The sequence below is a fragment of the Xanthobacter autotrophicus genome (assembly GCF_029991245.1).
In the GTDB taxonomy this organism is placed as follows: domain Bacteria; phylum Pseudomonadota; class Alphaproteobacteria; order Rhizobiales; family Xanthobacteraceae; genus Xanthobacter; species Xanthobacter autotrophicus_C.
Genome location: NZ_JAIVFO010000021.1, coordinates 1 through 17265 on the forward strand (window position 1 = coordinate 1; position 17265 = coordinate 17265).

Genomic DNA, 17265 nt, shown 5'->3' on the forward strand with positions numbered 1-17265 from the left:
CCCCTGCCCCACCGCCGGCAGGAAATCATCGGTCGCCAGCACGCAGCTCGCCGCCTGCGCCATGCCGAGGCGGGTGAGGCCGGCCAGCGCCAGCAGGGTGGCGTCGAAATCGCCATCCTTCACCTTGGCGAGGCGGGTGTGGACGTTGCCGCGCAGCAGCTCCACCTTCAGGTCCGGACGGATGCGGCGCAATTGCGCCTCCCGCCGCAGCGAGGCGGTGCCCACCCTGGCGCCCGCCGGCAGGTCGGCCAGCGCCGCGCCGGCCTTCAGGATGAGGGCGTCGCGCACATCGGCGCGCGGCAGGTAGCCGGCCAGATGCAGGCCATCGGGCAGCACCGTCGCCACGTCCTTGGCGGAATGCACGGCGAGGTCCACGCGGCCGTCCAGCAGCGCCTCCTCGATCTCCTTGGTGAAGAGCCCCTTGCCCCCCGCCTCGGACAGCGCCCGATCCTGGATCTGGTCGCCGGAGGTCTTGATGACCTCCACGGCGATGGCCTCGGTCTCAACCCCCAGCGCGGCCGCGAGCGCCGAGCGCACCGCATGGGCCTGCCACAGGGCCAGCGGGCTGCCACGGGTGCCGATGCGCAAACGGGGGTGGACGGAATGGTAAACGGATTTCGTATTCTCACTCATGGCGGCGTACAATGCGCGACGGAATCGAAATGGGATAGAGCGGCGTTCGGGCGCAGCGGCGCCATAGCGAGATACCGCAAAAGAACGGATCGGGAGGGTGAGGGCGTGGCCGATCTTCTGGTGCTCGGCATCGAGACCACGTGCGACGAGACATCGGCGGCGGTGGTGGCGCGCTCGCCCTCGGGGGCGTCGGACATCCGCTCCAACGTGATCCGCTCGCAGGTGGAGATCCATTCGCCCTATGGCGGCGTGGTGCCGGAGATCGCGGCGCGCGCCCATGTGGAGATCCTCGACCACGTGATCGCCGAGGCCATGCGCCAGGCCAAGGCCGATTATTCCGAGCTGTCCGGCATCGCGGCGGCGGCGGGGCCGGGGCTCATCGGCGGGGTCATCGTCGGCCTCACCACCGCCAAGGCCATCGCGCTCGCCGCCAAGAAGCCGCTGGTGGCGGTGAACCATCTGGAAGCCCATGCGCTGACCGCCCGCCTCACCGACGGCGTCGCCTTCCCCTATCTGCTGCTGCTGGTCTCCGGCGGCCATACCCAGCTGCTGGCGGTGGAAGACGTGGGCCGCTACACCCGCCTCGGCACCACTTTGGACGATGCCGTGGGCGAAGCCTTCGACAAGGTGGCGAAGATGCTGAGCCTGCCCTATCCCGGCGGGCCGCAGGTGGAGGCGCAGGCCAAGCTCGGCTATGCCGGCCGCTTCGCCTTCCCCCGCCCCATGATGGGCCGGCGCGAGCCGGACTTCTCCCTCTCGGGCCTCAAGACCGCCGTGCGGCTGGAGGCGGACCGCATCGCCCCGCTCTCCGACGACGACGTGGCGGACCTGTGCGCCAGCTTCCAGGCGGCGGTGGTGGACCTGATCGCCGACCGGGTGCGCGCCGGCGCCCGCGCCTTCCGCGACCGGCTCGGCCGCGGCCCCACCGCCCTGGTGGTGGCCGGCGGGGTCGCCGCCAACGGCATGATCCGCGAGACCCTGGTCAAGGTGGCCGCCGAGTTGAACACCCGCTTCGCCCTGCCGGCGCCGGAGCTGTGCACCGACAATGGCGCCATGATCGCCTGGGCCGGGGCCGAGCGGCTGTCGCGCGGGATGCGCGACCGGCTCGATTTCAGCCCCCGCGCCCGCTGGCCGCTGGACCCGGTGGCCGCCGCCTCCGCCACCGCCCGGGCCTGACGCGCAATGGCTGTTGCTTACGGACGCATCGGCGTCATGGGCGCGGGCGCGTGGGGCACCGCGCTCGCCAATGCCGCCGCCCGCGCCGGCCGCCAAAGCGGCCATGAGGTGGTGCTGTGGGGCCGCGACGCCGCCGCCATGGCCGAAATGGCGCAATTGCGCGAGAACCGGCCGGACCTGCCGGGCATCGCGCTGGATCCCGCAGTCACCCCCACCGCGGATCTCGCCGCCGTGGCCGCAACCGAGGCGCTGCTGCTGGTGGTGCCGGCCCAGGCCTGCCGCGCAGTGCTGGCGCGGCTCGCCCCGCTGGCCCGCGACGGCCTGCCGGTGATCTCCTGCGCCAAGGGCATCGAGCGCGGCACCCGCGCCTTCATGAGCGAGGTGATCGGCGAGGCCATGCCCGGCGCGCGCCCCGCCGTGCTCTCCGGCCCCAGCTTCGCCACCGATGTGGCCGCCGGCCTGCCCACTGCCGTCACCCTCGCCGCCCATGACGCGCAGCTGGCGGCGGACCTCGCCGCTGCACTCGGCTCATCGACGCTGCGGCTCTATCATTCCACCGACGTGCGCGGGGCGGAGATCGGCGGCGCCACCAAGAACGTGCTGGCCATCGCCGCCGGCATCGTCTCCGGCCGCCGGCTCGGGGCGAGCGCTGCGGCGGCGCTGGTGGCGCGGGGCTTCGCCGAGCTGATGCGCTTCGGCCGCGCCTATGGGGCAAAGGCGGAGACCATCACCGGCCTGTCCGGCCTCGGCGACCTCATCCTCACCACCTCCGGCCCGCAATCGCGGAACTTCGCCTTCGGGCAGGCGCTGGGGGCGGGCGCGGCCACCGGCGACAGACTGGCGGAAGGCGCCTTCACCGCCTCGGTGCTGGTGGAGATGGCCCGCGCCAAGGGCGTGGACGTGCCGGTGAGCGCCGCCGTGGACGGCGTGCTGCAGGGCCGCCTGTCCATCGACGGCGCCATCGAGGCGCTCATGGCCCGGCCCCAGCGGGCGGAAGGCTGAGCCGCGCGCAGAGGGCACCCGCGCCTTTGGTCGGACGCATTTCTTGATCCGGCGCAACATCCTCCCCGGCGCGCTGGAATATGGTATGTCAAGAACAACAGGCGAAAACGCCGGAACCCAAGCCACGGCCAAGATGCACGGCCCAGGGAGACGCCAAGGCAAATGCACACGCTGCTCGTTACCCATCCTGCCGGCCTCAACCATGTGACCCCGCCCGGACATCCCGAGCGGCCGGACCGGTTGCGCGCCCTCGACCGTATCTTCGAGCAGGAGAAGTTCTCCCACCTCATCCGCGACCTCGCCCCCCTCGGTGCGCGCGAGGACATCATCCGGGTCCATCCGGCCGATTTCGTGGACGCCCTCGGAGAGGCCTCGCCCAAGGACGGGCTGGTGCGCATCGATTCAGACACCGTGCTGTCCCCCGGCAGCTGGGAAGCGGCCCTGCGCGCCGTGGGCGGCGCCTGCTATGCGGTGGACGAGGTGCTGGACCGCAAGGTGCAGAACGCCTTCGTCGCCATGCGCCCGCCGGGCCACCATTGCGAGACGCGCAAGCCCATGGGCTTCTGCCTGCTCAACCAGGTGGCCATCGCCGCCCGCCACGCCCAGGCGAAATACGGCCTGAGCCGCGTCGCCATCGTGGATTTCGACGTGCACCACGGCAACGGCACCCAGGACATCTTCTGGGCCGACGACAGCGTGCTCTACTGCTCCACCCACGAAATGCCGCTCTATCCCGGCACCGGCGCCGTGAACGAGACCGGGGACGCCAACACCATCGTCAACGCCCCGCTGCGCTCGGGCGACGACGGCGCGGTGTTCAAGGAGGCCATGGAGACGCGCATCCTGCCGCGCATCAAGTCCTTCTCGCCGGACCTGATCCTGATCTCGGCCGGCTTCGACGCCCATATCCGCGATCCGCTGGCCTCCCTGCGCTTGGTGGACACCGACTTCGGCTGGGTCACCCGCCGGCTGATGGAAGTGGCCGACGAGAAGTGTGCCGGCCGCGTCGTCTCGGTGCTGGAAGGCGGCTACGACCTGGAAGGCCTCGCCTCCTCGGCCGCCGCCCACGTCTCCGCGCTCATGCACGGCTGAAGCGCGGCCGGGCCTGAACTGGCCTAGTCCTCTCCTACGTGGCGGTGGTGTTTTTGACCGCCCTGTCCTTTGCCCGCGCCACGCCGCCGCGCGGGGCGGGCCTCGTGGCGGAGCTGCTGCTGCGCTACATCTGCCTGCTTCCCGTGGGCCTCATGGGCCTTTGGGCCGCGCTCGGGCACATGGTGTTTCCGGCCCGGTCGGCGGCCAGCATCGGCTGGGCGACCAGCCCGTTCCAGACCGAGGTGGGCGCCGCCAATCTCGGCATCGGCCTCGCCGGCCTCATGGGCGCCTTCTATCCGAACCGGGGCTTGCGCCTCGCGGTGGCGGTGACCGCCGGCTTCCTCGGCGGTGCGGCGGTCACCCACCTGGTCGAGATCGCCCGGACCGGCAACTTTGCCGCAGGCAATGCCGGACCCATCCCCTACACCGACGTGCTGACGCCGCTTTTGCTCCCCATCCTGCTCGCCCTCACCTATCGATCCGGCCGGGCCGCCTGAGCGTAGAACCCCGACGGAACCAGCGAGCCGGGGCTCATGTCCGACAAGATCGCCGACGACGAACGCAACCGCTTTTCCGCCCGCGCCGCGCGCTATGCCCGCGTCGGCGCCAATGTGGGAGGCGTCGCGGCGCGCATCGCCGGCACCCGCCTCATGGGCCTCGACCGCGACAGCTCCAACGCCGCGGCCCTCACCGCCGCGCTCGGTTCCCTGAAGGGTCCGCTGATGAAGGTGGCGCAGCTCATGGCCACCATCCCCGACGCGCTGCCCCCCGAATATGCCGCCGAGCTGCAGAAGCTGCAGAGCGATGCCCCGCCCATGGGCTGGGCCTTCGTGCGCCGCCGCATGATGGCCGAGCTGGGCCGCGACTGGGAGGCGCGATTTGCCTCCTTCTCGCACCAGCCCGCCGCCGCCGCCTCCCTCGGGCAGGTGCACAAGGCGGTGACGCTGGATGGCGAGGACGTGGCCTGCAAGCTCCAGTATCCGGACATGCAGGCGGCGGTGGAGGCGGACCTCTCCCAGCTCGACATCCTGTTCTCCATCCAGCGCCGCATGGACGGGGCCATCGATACCCGCGAGATCGCCACCGAGATCGGCGAGCGGGTGCGCGAGGAGCTGGACTATCGCCGCGAGGCCCGCCACGCCGCCCTCTACGCCTTCATGCTCGCGGACGAGAGCCGGGTGCGGGTGCCCCGGGTGCGCGACGACCTCTCCACCGGGCGCCTGCTGACGCTGCAATGGCTGGAGGGGGAGAAGATCCTCACCTTCACCGACCATCCGCTGGCGGAGCGCAACCAGTTGGCCGAGGCCATGTTCGCTGCCTGGTGGCTGCCCTTCAGCCGGTTCGGCGTAATCCACGGCGACCCGCACCTGGGCAATTACACGGTGTTCTCCGAGGGTGGCCGCCCGGCCGGCATCAACCTGCTGGATTACGGCTGCGTGCGCATCTTCCCGCCGCGCTTCGTGGCCGGGGTGGTGGACCTCTATCGCGGCCTCATGGCCGGCGACGAGGCCCGCGTGGTCCACGCCTACGAGACCTGGGGTTTCAAGGGGCTGAAGCGCGAGCTGATCGACGTGCTCAACATCTGGGCCCGCTTCATCTACGGCCCGCTCATGGACGACCGGGTGCGCTCCATCGCCGACGGCGTGGCGCCGGGACACTACGGCCGCAAGGAGGCCTTCACGGTGCACAAGGCCCTGAAGGAGCTGGGGCCGGTGACGGTGCCGCGCGAGTTCGTGTTCATGGACCGTGCCGCCGTGGGCCTGGGCGCCGTGTTCCTGCACCTGAAGGCGGAGCTGAATTTCCACCGCCTGTTCGAGGCCGCCATGGGCGATTTCTCGGTCGACGAGGTGGCCGCGCGCCAGTCGGATGCGCTGACGGCAGCGGGGCTTTAAAGGCCAGCTAGAGCGTTTTCGAGCGAAGTGGGTACCGGTTCGCGTGAAGAAAACGCGTCACGAAAAAATCTAGAGCGCCCGCCCCTCGATCACCAGCGCGCCGTCGCGGTCGCGCAGCACCGGGAGCGGCGCGATGCGGCGGTGGAAATGCACCATGAAGGCGGTGCCGAACACCGGCAGGATGAGGTTCAGGATCGGCACGAACAGGATCGGCGCGATCAGCAGCCCGGCCACGAACACCTTCACCCCATGGGCCTGCCGCAGCCGCCGCGCCTCTTCCGGGGTGCGATAGCGCATGGCCGCCAGCTCGAAATATTCCCGGCTGATGAGATAGGCATTGGCCACGTAGAAGATGATGATGTTCACCCCCGGTACCAGCAGCAGCAGCAGGGCGGCAAGGTTCACCGCCAGCACCACGCCGAAGAAGCGCAGCGCATACAAAATCGAGCGCAGCACCGGCTGGGGCCGGCCCGGCGGGTCGGCGGGGTAGCTCGCCTGTTCCACCCGTTCGGCCACGTCATCGAGGAACAGGCCCGCCACCAGCGAGGACACCGCCGGCATCAGATAGATGATGCCGAACACCAGGCCGAAGCCGGCGATGATGGCGAGGGTGGTTTCCACCCAGGGATAGGACGGCACGTGCACGAAATGGGTGAGCGCCGCCTCCAGGCCGATGGCGAGGCCCACCAGCAGCAGCGCCGCCAGCGCCATGGATTTCAGCAGCAAGCCGCGCAGCAGCGGCGAGAAGGTCTGGCGAAAGGCGTCTAATGCAGCCGCGAGCATGGCACCGTCCCGGTTCGAACCAAGCGAGAGGTAATGCGCCGGCCGCAGCGGCTCAAGGCCCCGCCGGGCGAACTCGGCCCCGCCGGGCGAACTCGGCCCCTCCCCTGTCCCACCCGCGCCTCTCCCGCAGGGGACAAATGCGCGGAGCCGCTGGACGCCAGCGCCGTTTGACCCCTCCCGCCAGCTGCCCGTCCCGCTCCAGCGGCATTTCGCGCGGCCCAGACGCGAACGAACGTTCACTCTTGCTCGCCGGACCCCCTCATGATAAATGCGAACGAACATTCGCTCTCATGACTTTCGGCGCGCATTTGCCGGATGGACCCCTTGCCCATGACCTCTTCCACCGCCGTCCCGCCGCTCGCGTCGCCCCTGCCCGGCAAATCTCGCCCATCGGCCAGGCCCGCACCCGCGACCCGGGCCGACCATCGCACGGAGCAGCGCCAGCGCATCCTCGCCGCTGCCGTGGCCTGCTTCTCCCGCGACGGTTTCCACGGCGCCTCCATGCAGAAGATCTGCGCCGAGGCCGGCATGAGCCCCGGCGCGCTCTACCGCTATTTCCCCTCCAAGGAATCCCTCATCGCCGCCATCGTGGAGGGGGAGCGGGCGGAGCGGCTCGCCTTCTTCGACACCGTCTCCAAGGCGCCGTCCGTGCTCGACGCCCTGACCGACTGCACCGCCGCGATGATGGAGGAAGGCTGCCTCGCCACGGCGCGGCTCGGCCCCGAGGTCATGGCCGAGGCCATCCGCAATGCGGACCTGCGCGCCGCCGTGGAGCCCCATGAGGAAGAAAGCCGCGTGCAGCTGAGGGCGGCCCTCGCCAATGCGGTGGAACAAGGCGAGGTCGACCCGGCGCTGGACCTCGACACGGTGGTGGTGCTGCTCCAGATCATCGGCGACGGGGTGCTGCTCCACCATCAGCTGCATCCCCAGTGGAAGCTCGCCGAGCGGCTGCCGGCCTTCGCGCAGCTGGTCAAGCGCATGCTCGCGCCCGATGCCCGGACGCCGGCGGAGGCTGAAGCGTGACCGCAATGCCACAGCCCCCCGCTAGCGGCGCCGCACCGGCCTGCCGTCACGTTAATGCCGTGGTCTCGCCCCACGGTCCCGCCCCGATCCGGAAAGAGGCTTCCTTCATCATGTCCGCGACCGTTCGTCCTGCGACCCGCGCCGCGCTGGCGGCAGCCGTTCTCCTCGCCTGCGCCGTGGCGCCGGGCGGCGGCGCTCTGGCGGCGGAGCCGGCCAAGGCCGCCGAAAGCCCGATGCCCAAGGCCCCGCCCGCGCTCTCCGTGACGGTGGTGAAGCCGAAGCCGGACACCATGACCGATACAATCCTCGTCACCGGCACCCTGAGGCCGCGCGAGGAGATCGAGGTGGGGCCGGAGATCGAGGGCTACCGGCTCATGGAAATCCTGGTGGAGGCCGGCGACAAGGTGGAGAAGGGCCAGGTGCTGGCCCGCCTCTCCCGCGAGGTGCTGGAGACCCAGCTGGCCCAGAACACCGCCTCCGCCGCCAAGGCCCGCGCCGCCATCGCCCAGCAGCGCGCCGCCCTCGACCAGGTCATCGCCCAGGAAACCGAGGCCACCGCCGCGGTGGAGCGCACCCGGCAGCTGCGCAAGACCGGCACCTCCTCCCAGGAGCAGCTGGACGAGCGCGAGCGCGCCGTGAAGGTGGCCACCGCCCAGGTGGCGGCCGCCCGCGAGACCCTGATCGCCGCCGAGGCGGAAGCCGTGTTCGTGAAGGCCCAGCGCGACGAGCTCGACGTGAAGATGAAGCGCACCGACGTGCGCGCCCCCGCCGCCGGCCTCATCCTGTCGCGGGAGGCGCGGCTCGGCGCCATCGCCCTGTCCACCCGCGCCTCGCCCCTGTTCCGCATCGCCGAGGACGGCTCCATGGACCTCCAGGCGGACGTGCCCGAAAGCGCCATGCCGCGCATGCGGGACGGCCTCATCGCGCAGGTGCAGCCCGCCGGCTTCGATGCGCCGCTGGACGGCAAGGTGCGCCTCGTCTCCGCCGAGGTGGACCGCGCCTCGCGGCTCGGCACGGTGAAGATAGCTTTGCCCGACGACCCGCGCCTGAAATCCGGCGCCTATGGCCGCGCCGTCATCAACCTGGGCGAGGTGAAGGGGCTCACCGTGCCCCAGTCGGCCGTCATGTTCGATGCCGACGGGGCCTATGTGCTGACCGTCACCGACGGCATGGTCGGCGTGCGCCGCATCGTCCCCGGCCTCAAGAAGAGCGGGCGCATCCTTGTCGCCAGCGGCCTTGCCGCCGAAGACGCCGTGGTGGCGCGCGCCGGCAGCTTCCTGCGCGACGGCGACCGGGTGACCCCGGTCACCCAGCCGCTCTCCCTGGGCGAGGCACGCTGATGGCCCTCAACGTCTCCGCCTGGGCGATCCGCAAGCCGGTCCCCTCCCTCGTCTTCTTCTTCATCCTTGTGGTGCTGGGCATCGTGCACTTCCGCGGCCTGCCGGTAACGCAGATGCCGAACATCGACGTGCCCATCGTCATGGTCACGGTCACCCAGTCCGGCGCCGCGCCGAGCGAGCTGGAAACCCAGGTGACCAAGAAGGTGGAAAACGCCATCGCCGGCGTCTCCGGGGTCAAGCACATCACCTCCTCCATCTCGGAGGGCGCCAGCATCACCACGGTGGAATTCCATCTGGAGACGCTGGTGGACCGCGCGGTGAACGACACCCGCGACGCGGTCACCAAGATCCGCCAGGACCTGCCGCGCTCCATCGACGAGCCGCAGGTGCAGCGGGTGGACATCGAGGGCCTGCCCATCGTCACCTATGCGGTGTCCTCTCCCAACATGACCACGGAGGAACTCTCCTGGTTCGTGGACGACACCATCGCCCGCGCCCTCCAGGGCGTGCGCGGGGTGGCGCAGGTGAAGCGGCAGGGCGGCGTGGACCGGGAGATCCGCATCGCCCTCGACCCCGACCGGTTGATGGCCCTGGGCATCACCGCCGCCGAGGTGAGCCGGCAGCTGCGCGCCACCAATCTCGACGTGTCCGGCGGGCGCGGCGAGGTGGGCACGCAGGAGCAGTCCATCCGCACGCTGGCCGGCGCCACCACCATGGAAAGCCTCGCCGAGACCCGCATCGTGCTGTCCAACGGCCGCTTCGTGCGCCTCGGCGACCTCGGCCAGGTGGTCGACGGCGCCGCCGAGCAGCGCGTGTTCGCGCGCCTCGACGGCAAGAGCGTGGTGGCCTTCGGCGTCTACCGCGCCAAGGGCTTCTCCGACGTGACGGTCTATGACCGAGTGAACGAGGACCTTGAACGGCTCAAGGCCGCCAACCCCGGCATCACCGTTACCGAGATCGACACCACGGTCCGCTTCACCAAGTCGGACTACCAGTCGGCCATGCACACGCTGATCGAGGGCGCCATCCTCGCGGTGATCGTGGTGTTCCTGTTCCTGCGCGACGTGCGGGCGACGCTGATCACGGCGCTCGCCATCCCCTTGTCCATCCTGCCCACCTTCTGGGTCATGGACATGCTGGGCTTCTCCCTGAACGCGGTGAGCCTGCTCGCCATCACGCTGGTCACCGGCATCCTGGTGGACGACGCCATCGTGGAGATCGAGAACATCGTGCGCCACATGCGCATGGGCAAATCGCCCTATCGCGCGGCCATCGAGGCGGCGGACGAGATCGGCCTCGCGGTGGTGGCGACCACCCTCACCATCGCCGCCGTGTTCGCCCCGGTGTCCTTCATGGGCGGCATCGCCGGGCAGTATTTCAAGCAGTTCGGCCTGACGGTGGCCATCGCGGTGCTGTTCTCTCTGGCGGTGGCGCGGCTCATCACCCCGCTGGTGGCGGCCTATTTCCTGCGCGACACCGGCCACCGGGAAGCCGGCGACGGGCCGGTGATGCGGGGCTATGTGCGCCTGCTGTCGTGGTCGGTGCGGCACCGCTTCGCCACCATCGGCATGGGCATCGCCATCTTCATCGGCACCATCTTCCTCTCCAGCCTGCTGCCGTCCGGCTTCCTGCCCACCAACGACATTTCCCGCGCCCTGCTCTCGGTGGAACTGCCGCCGGGCACCACGCTGGCCGAGACCCAGAAGGTGTCCGACGACATCACCCGCACCCTGCTGAAGCTGCCGGAGGTGAGGAGCGTCTATGCCACCGCCGGCTCCGGCGGCTCGGGCGGCCTGTCGCTCACCGCCGGCGAGGTGCGCAAGGCGCAGATCGTCATCAACCTGAAGCCCCGCGCCGAGCGCGACATGGACCAGAAGGCGTTCGAGACCGCATTCTCGCGCACGCTTGCCGCCATTCCCGACGCGCGCTTCTCCTGGAGCCAGAACGGGCAGAACACCCAGCGCGGCTTCCAGGTGGTGCTCTCCGGCAATGACGGGGCGGCGGTGGAGGATGCAGGCGTCGCGCTCGAAAAGGACATCCGCGCCCATGTGCCGGAGCTGGCCAACGTGGTCTCCTCGGCGGCGCTGGACCGGCCGGAAATCCGCATCGTGCCCAAGCTCGACGAGGCGGCGGAGCTGGGGGTCTCGGTGGACACCATCGCCGAGACCGTGCGCATCGCCACCATCGGCGACATTTCCGCCAACCTCGCCAAGTTCTCGGCCAAGGACCGGCAGATCGACATCCGCGTGCAGCTCGACGAGAAGGCCCGCACCAGCCTTGCCACCTTCGACGCGCTGAAGGTGCCCACGGGGGCGGGCGGCGCGGTGCCGCTCTCGGCGGTGGCGGACGTGCGCTTCGGCAAGGGCCCCACCGCGCTCGACCGCTACGACCGCGCCCGGCGCATCGCGGTGGAGGCGGACCTCGTGGGCGAGACCCCGCTGGGCGACGCCCTCGCCCGGGTGAAGGCCCTGCCCACGGCGCAAAGCCTGCCCGCCGGCGTCACCCTGAAGGAGGCCGGCGACGCCGAGATCATGGAGGAGGTGAACACCGGCTTCGCCATGGCCATGGCCGCCGGCCTGATGCTGGTGCTGGCGGTGCTTGTGCTGCTGTTCCACGACCTGCTCCAGCCCATCACCATCCTGGTGTCGCTGCCGCTGAGCGTGGGCGGCGCCTTCATCGCCCTGCTCATCACCGGCAATTCGGTGTCCATGCCGGTGATCATCGGCTTCCTGATGCTCATGGGCATCGTGACCAAGAACGCCATCCTGCTGGTGGACTTCGCCATCGAGGCCATGCACCAGGGCGTGGACCGCACCACCGCCCTCATCGAGGCGGGGCGCAAGCGGGCGCAGCCCATCGTCATGACCACCATCGCCATGGTGGCGGGCATGGTGCCCTCGGCCTTGGCGCTGGGCGAAGGCGGCGCCTTCCGCGCGCCCATGGCCATCGCGGTCATCGGCGGCCTCATCACCTCGACGCTGCTGTCGCTGGTGTTCGTGCCGGCGGTGTTCTCGGTGATGGACGATCTGAGCCACATCCTCGGGCGCATCTTCGGCCGCTTCATCGGCGCCAGGGACGAGCCCGGAGACCACCACTCCGGAACCGCCCCGCCCCACGCGAGCCCGGGCCTGCCGCGCGCGGCGGAATAAACCCGGACGCATGACCCCAAGGGCAGGACACCAGGGGCATGAACCCAGTCGGGGCGGGAGAGATCCCGCCCCGCTTGACTCGCGCCATCTCCTGTACGATTCAGTACATAATTGACTGATCAGTACAGGAAAAGATCATGAGCCAGCGCCCACCCCTGCCCCCCTTCACCGTGGAGACCGCCGCCCAGAAGGCGCGCCTCGCCGAAGACGCATGGAACAGCCGCGACCCCGAGCGGGTCTCCCTCGCCTATACCCCCGACAGCCATTGGCGGAACCGCTCGGATTTCCTGGTGGGCCGGCCGGCCATCGTCGCCTACCTGACCGCCAAGTGGCAGAAGGAGCAGGACTATCGGCTCATCAAGGAACTCTGGGGCCTCAACGACGACCGCATCGCCGTGCGCTTCCAGTACGAGTGGCACGATGCGGATGGGGCGTGGTACCGCTCCTACGGTAACGAGCAGTGGGAATTCGACGAGAACGGGCTGATGCGCCGGCGCGAGGCCTCCATCAACGATGTGGCCATCCGCGAGAGCGAGCGGCGCTTCCTGTGGCCGCTGGGTCCGCGCCCGGCCGACCATCCCGGCCTCACGGAGCTGGGCATGTGAGCTTCAGGGTGTGAGCTTCAGGGTGTGAGCTTCAGGGTGTGACCTGCAGGGACAGGGACAAAGGACCGCCATGGCACGGACGGTGAGCGAGCGCGCGGACATCCTGCCCCTGTTGGGCGAGGTGTTCCGCGAGCACGGCTTCGAGGGGGCGAGCCTTGCCCACATCACCGCCCGCACCGGGCTGGGCAAGGGCAGCCTCTATCACTTCTTCCCCGGCGGGAAGGAGGAGATGGCGGCCGCCGTGTTGGCGGATATCGACCTGTGGTTCGAGACCAACGTGTTCGCGCCGCTGCGAACCGAAGAGGACGGCGCCGCCGCCATCCACGAGATGCTGGCCCGCACCGACGCCTATTTCCGCTCCGGCCGGCGGGTGTGCCTGGTGGGCGTGTTTGCCCTGGGCGAGGTGCGCGACCGCTTCTCGCAGGCGGTGCAGAGCTATTTCGCCCGCTGGCGGGAGGCGCTGGCCGGCGCGCTGATCCGGATCGGCCATCCGGCAACGGTGGCGGGCGAGGAGGCCGAGGACGCGGTGCTCGCCATCCAGGGCGCCCTGGTGCTGGCTCGCGCGCTGGACGACGACGCCGTCTTCACCCGTACCCTGGCGCGGCTGGAACGGCGCCTGCTGCAGGGTCTTGGCGGGCCGTCCGATCCAAACTAAATTCATCGGATTAATAACAGACTTGACGCGTTCGATAAAGAGAACGATATTGGGCCGGAACATTGCCCCATCACGGACGGGCGTCGCCATGATGATGTGTCGCTGAGAGCAGCTGGAACCCGCCGGAACGCACAGCTTGTTGAAGCTCTTGCGGACCCGTGGTTGCCACGTCGTCCCTGAAACGTGACGCTCGCCTTCATTCGCGCACCCCTTCCGCCGTCTTGCGTGCCAGGACAAGGGGACCGGTCTAGCGAACAGGCGGCAAGCCCGGAGCCTCCCGTGAACGCCCCACTCATCCTATCGGCGGATCAAGTGCAGACCCCCTCCCCCGCCTCGCCAGCCCCGGACCCGACAGTCGCGCGCCCCATCATCCGCTTCGAGAAGGTGGCGAAGATCTTTGCCGCGCGCGGCAGCAACGCGCAGGTCGCCGCCCTCTCCGACATCACGCTGGACGTGCCGGAAGGCGCCATCCTCGGCGTCATCGGCCGGTCGGGCGCGGGCAAGTCCACCCTCATCCGCCTCGTCAACGGGCTGGAACGGGCCACCTCCGGCCGCGTCACCGTGGACGGGGTGGACATCAGCGCCCTGGACGAGAAGGCGCTGCGCGCCGAGCGCCGCTCCATCGGCATGATCTTCCAGCATTTCAACCTGTTGGCGCGCCGCACCGCCTTCGACAACGTGGCCCTGCCGCTGGAGATCGCCGGCGTGCCCGGCCGCGAGATCAAGGCCCGCGTGGAGCCCCTGCTGGATCTGGTGGGCCTCTCCGACAAGCGCGACCGCTACCCCGCCGAATTGTCCGGCGGGCAGAAGCAGCGCGTGGGCATCGCCCGGGCGCTGGCCACCCGGCCCCGCGTGCTGCTCTCGGACGAAGCCACCTCGGCCCTCGACCCCGAGACCACGAACCAGATCCTCGCCCTGCTGCGCAAGGTGAATGCCGAACTCAACCTCACCGTGCTGCTCATCACCCACGAGATGGCGGTGATCAAGGCGGTGGCCGACCGGGTGGCGGTGATCGACGGCGGCCGCATCGTGGAGGAAGGCGCCACCTACTCCGTCTTCGCCGCGCCGCAGCACGCCACCACCCGTTCCTTCCTCTCCGCCCTCACCGGCCAGAGCCTGCCGCCGGAACTGGCCAACCGCCTGAAACCCGAGCCGGCAGAAGGCCGCGACGCGGTGCTGCGCATCGTCTTCACCGGCACCCATGCCACCGATCCGGTGCTGTCGCGGGTGTCGCGGCTGCTGTCGGTGGATGTGAACATCATCCAGGCGCAGGTGGACGAGATCGCCGGCGCGCCCTTCGGCGTCATCATCGTCTCGGTCCCCGGCGATGCCGCCACCGTCTCGGCGGTGGTCAATGCGGTGGAACGGCTTCATCTGTCGGCGGAGGTGCTCGGCTATGTTTGATCTCAGCTTCGGCCTGCTGCCGCCCGCCATCGTCGACCTGATCATCGATGCGACCCGGCAAACCCTTTACATGGTTGCGGTTTCCGGCGTTCTGGGCACCCTGGCGGGACTGCCGCTGGGGGTCTTCCTCGCCACCAGCCGCAAGGGCGAATTGTTTGCCGCGCCGCTTGCCAACCATGTGCTCGGCCTGGTGGTGAATGCGGCGCGCTCCACCCCCTTCATCATCCTGGTGGTGGCCATCATCCCCTTCACCCGGCTGGTGGCGGGCACCTCCATCGGCACCAATGCGGCCATCGTGCCGCTCACGGTGGCCGCCGCGCCGTTCATCGCCCGCCTCATCGAGGCGGCGATCCGCGAGGTGGATCAAGGGCTTGTGGAAGCTGCCCGGGCCATGGGCGCCAGCCCCCTCCAGATCGTCGCCAAGGTGCTGCTGCCCGAGGCGCTGCCGGCCATCACGCTGGCCCTTACGCTGGCGGCGGTGTCGCTGCTCGGCTACTCCGCCATGGTGGGCGCGGTGGGCGGCGGGGGGCTGGGCGACCTCGGTATCCGCTTCGGCTACCAGCGCTTCATGCCGGAGGTGATGGCGGCGGTGGTCATCGTGCTCATCCTGCTGGTGCAGGGGGTGCAGACGCTGGGCGACCTAATCGCCCGCCGCCTCGACAAGCGCAGCCGCTCCTGAACTTCACACCATCTTCACTGCACGGAGACTTCCATGAAAGCCCTCGCGACAGCTGGCGCGCTCGCCCTCGCGCTTGCCGCCGGCCTCTTCACCGCGGCGTCCGCCGAGACCATCAAGGTCGGCGTCACCCCCGGCCCCCACGCCCAGATTTTGGAGAAGGTGAAGGCCGAGGCCGCGAAAAAAGGCCTTGATATCAAGGTGATCGAGTTCTCGGACTATGTGGTGCCCAACGCCGCGCTGGCCTCCGGCGACCTGGAGGCGAATGCGTTCCAGCACCAGCCCTACCTCGACAACCAGATCAAGGACCGCGGCTACAAGATCGTGCCCGTGGGCCTGACGGTGAACTTCCCCATCGGCGTCTATTCGACGAAGTACAAGAGCTTCGACCAGATTCCGGCCGGCGCATCGATCGGTATTCCGAACGATCCCACCAACGGCGGGCGCGTCCTGCTGCTGCTGGCCGACAAGGGCATCATCAAGCTGAAGGACGGCATCGGGGTGAAGGCCTCGGTGGTGGACGTGGTGGAGAACCCGAAAAAGCTCAAGTTCGTGGAGATCGACGCCGCCCAGCTGCCGCGCTCCCTGCCGGATCTGGCCGCCGCCGGCATCAACACCAATTATGCCAAGGAAGCCGGCCTCGATCCGGTGAAGGACCCCATCCTGCGCGAAGAGCCCAAGGGGCCTTACGTGAACATCATCGCGGTGCGGGCCGAAGACAAGGACAAGCCCTGGGTGAAGACTTTGGTGGAGACCTACCAGTCCCCCGAGACCAAGACCTTCATCCTGGAGACCTTCAAGGGCGCCGTGCTGCCGAGCTGGTGAACGCGCGCCGGCTTTACTTCACCACCACCATGAACAGCCGCGGGAAGGCCAGCAACACCTTGCCGTCCACCCGCGGCCGATAGAGATCGGCGAGCCGCGCCGCATAATCCTCCAGGAACTGCGCGCGCTCGTCGCCTTCCAGCGGACTGAGGAAGGGGCGCAGGCCGGTGCCCTTCAGCCACTCCACGATGGCCGAAATCCCGTCCAGGGGATGGTTGTAGATGGTGTGCCAGATGTCCACGCGCGTGGCGTGGGGCGCCAGCATATTGTAGTAGCCGCCGGGCTCCGGCAGCACCGCCCGGGCGCGGGTGGCATCGGAAAGCTGGTCCGCCCAGGGGCCGGACATGGCCGATTCCCGCATGGCCACATGGGACGGCTCGTCCAGATTGTCCGGCATCTGCACCGCCAGCACGCCGCCCGGGGCCAGCATCGATACCAGCCGCGGCAGCAGCACCGCATGGTCGGGCACCCATTGCAGCACCGCGTTGGCGAAGATGAGGTCCGCCGGCTTGTCCAGCGTGAAGGTGGAAGCGTCGCCGGTCTCGAAGCGGGCGGCCGGCAGGCGCTGCCGGGCGCCCGCCAGCATGTCCGGCGAGGTGTCGAGCCCCAGCACCTCGGCGCCGGGAAAGCGCTCCGCCAGAAGCTGGGTGGAATTGCCGGGGCCGCAGCCGAGATCCACCACGAAGGCGGCATCCGCAAGGGGCACCTGCGCCAGCAGATCGCGGGACGGGCGGGTGCGCTCGTCCTCGAACTTGAGATACTGGCGGGCATTCCAATCGGCTGGCATGGATCACCTTCCCTTGAGCCGGATGCGCCGCCCGGGCTGATCGAGCCCCGAGGCGAATCCGGTCCTGATCTTAGCAAAGTGAGCGGCCCGGTCAGGCGGGAAAAGCGGGGAAGATGGCGGCCATGCCAATGGCGGGGGGACGCCTGGCTCAGCGGCCCTCAGCTGGGGCGCGACCATGACGGGTTCGCCCGCGACCGGGTGCGACGCCGGACGCCAGAGTTCT

General features: G+C 69.6%; 16 protein-coding genes. 13 read left to right on the forward strand and 3 right to left on the reverse strand.

Annotated elements, in window-relative coordinates; translation table 11 throughout:
• A partial coding sequence (gene hemC, locus K9U41_RS05930) for a hydroxymethylbilane synthase (RefSeq protein WP_282639934.1) occupies window positions 1–633 on the reverse strand: 633 nt, incomplete at its 3' end.
• Between the two features lie 105 nt (window positions 634–738).
• On the opposite strand from hemC, the gene tsaD reads away from it, so the two are divergent.
• The 5 genes from tsaD (at window position 739) to K9U41_RS05955 (ending at window position 5795) form a co-directional block, all read left to right on the forward strand.
• On the forward strand, window positions 739–1809 hold the full coding sequence (tsaD, locus tag K9U41_RS05935; RefSeq protein WP_282639935.1) for a tRNA (adenosine(37)-N6)-threonylcarbamoyltransferase complex transferase subunit TsaD: 1071 nt from the start codon (window positions 739–741) through the stop codon (window positions 1807–1809).
• 6 nt (window positions 1810–1815) lie between these two features.
• On the forward strand, window positions 1816–2811 hold the full coding sequence (locus tag K9U41_RS05940; RefSeq protein ID WP_282639936.1) for an NAD(P)H-dependent glycerol-3-phosphate dehydrogenase: 996 nt from the start codon (window positions 1816–1818) through the stop codon (window positions 2809–2811).
• A 162-nt stretch (window positions 2812–2973) separates the two neighbouring features.
• The gene (locus K9U41_RS05945) at window positions 2974–3903 is read left to right on the forward strand and encodes a histone deacetylase family protein (protein WP_282639937.1); all 930 of its coding nucleotides are present in this window, start codon (window positions 2974–2976) and stop codon (window positions 3901–3903) included.
• A 38-nt stretch (window positions 3904–3941) separates the two neighbouring features.
• Complete coding sequence (locus K9U41_RS05950; RefSeq protein ID WP_432715736.1) at window positions 3942–4400, forward strand: DUF6790 family protein; 459 nt, start codon at window positions 3942–3944, stop codon at window positions 4398–4400.
• A gap of 36 nt (window positions 4401–4436) precedes the next feature.
• Entirely contained in the window at window positions 4437–5795 is a 1359-nt protein-coding gene (locus tag K9U41_RS05955) for an ABC1 kinase family protein (RefSeq protein WP_282639939.1), read from the forward strand.
• A gap of 69 nt (window positions 5796–5864) precedes the next feature.
• Here K9U41_RS05955 and K9U41_RS05960 read toward each other — a convergent pair whose 3' ends face one another.
• On the reverse strand, window positions 5865–6578 hold the full coding sequence (locus tag K9U41_RS05960) for a sulfate transporter family protein (RefSeq protein ID WP_282639940.1): 714 nt from the start codon (window positions 6576–6578) through the stop codon (window positions 5865–5867).
• Between the two features lie 330 nt (window positions 6579–6908).
• Between K9U41_RS05960 and K9U41_RS05965 the strand changes: the two genes are divergently transcribed.
• The 8 genes from K9U41_RS05965 to K9U41_RS06000 all read left to right on the forward strand — a co-directional run bounded on the left by K9U41_RS05965 (window position 6909) and on the right by K9U41_RS06000 (window position 16255).
• On the forward strand, window positions 6909–7601 hold the full coding sequence (locus tag K9U41_RS05965) for a TetR/AcrR family transcriptional regulator (RefSeq protein ID WP_282639941.1): 693 nt from the start codon (window positions 6909–6911) through the stop codon (window positions 7599–7601).
• 110 nt (window positions 7602–7711) lie between these two features.
• A complete protein-coding gene (locus K9U41_RS05970; protein ID WP_282639942.1) occupies window positions 7712–8941 on the forward strand; it encodes an efflux RND transporter periplasmic adaptor subunit in 1230 nt (409 codons plus the stop codon).
• Window positions 8941–12090 carry an efflux RND transporter permease subunit gene (locus K9U41_RS05975; RefSeq protein WP_282639943.1) on the forward strand — a complete coding sequence of 1050 codons (3150 nt, stop codon included), beginning with the start codon at window positions 8941–8943 and terminating at the stop codon, window positions 12088–12090. Before K9U41_RS05970 ends, K9U41_RS05975 begins: the two co-directional genes overlap by 1 nt.
• A gap of 137 nt (window positions 12091–12227) precedes the next feature.
• A complete protein-coding gene (locus K9U41_RS05980) occupies window positions 12228–12695 on the forward strand; it encodes a nuclear transport factor 2 family protein (RefSeq protein WP_282639944.1) in 468 nt (155 codons plus the stop codon).
• Window positions 12696–12765: 70 nt separating this feature from the next.
• Window positions 12766–13350, forward strand: a complete 585-nt coding sequence (locus K9U41_RS05985; protein ID WP_282639945.1) for a TetR/AcrR family transcriptional regulator — start codon at window positions 12766–12768, stop codon at window positions 13348–13350.
• Window positions 13351–13629: 279 nt separating this feature from the next.
• Entirely contained in the window at window positions 13630–14754 is a 1125-nt protein-coding gene (locus tag K9U41_RS05990) for a methionine ABC transporter ATP-binding protein (RefSeq protein ID WP_432715737.1), read from the forward strand.
• A complete protein-coding gene (locus tag K9U41_RS05995) occupies window positions 14747–15433 on the forward strand; it encodes a methionine ABC transporter permease (protein WP_432715738.1) in 687 nt (228 codons plus the stop codon). Before K9U41_RS05990 ends, K9U41_RS05995 begins: the two co-directional genes overlap by 8 nt.
• Window positions 15434–15466: 33 nt before the next feature.
• A complete protein-coding gene (locus K9U41_RS06000; protein ID WP_282639946.1) occupies window positions 15467–16255 on the forward strand; it encodes a MetQ/NlpA family ABC transporter substrate-binding protein in 789 nt (262 codons plus the stop codon).
• A gap of 13 nt (window positions 16256–16268) precedes the next feature.
• Here K9U41_RS06000 and tam read toward each other — a convergent pair whose 3' ends face one another.
• Window positions 16269–17042 carry a trans-aconitate 2-methyltransferase gene (gene tam, locus K9U41_RS06005; RefSeq protein ID WP_282639947.1) on the reverse strand — a complete coding sequence of 258 codons (774 nt, stop codon included), beginning with the start codon at window positions 17040–17042 and terminating at the stop codon, window positions 16269–16271.
• Window positions 17043–17265 lie beyond the last annotated feature (223 nt).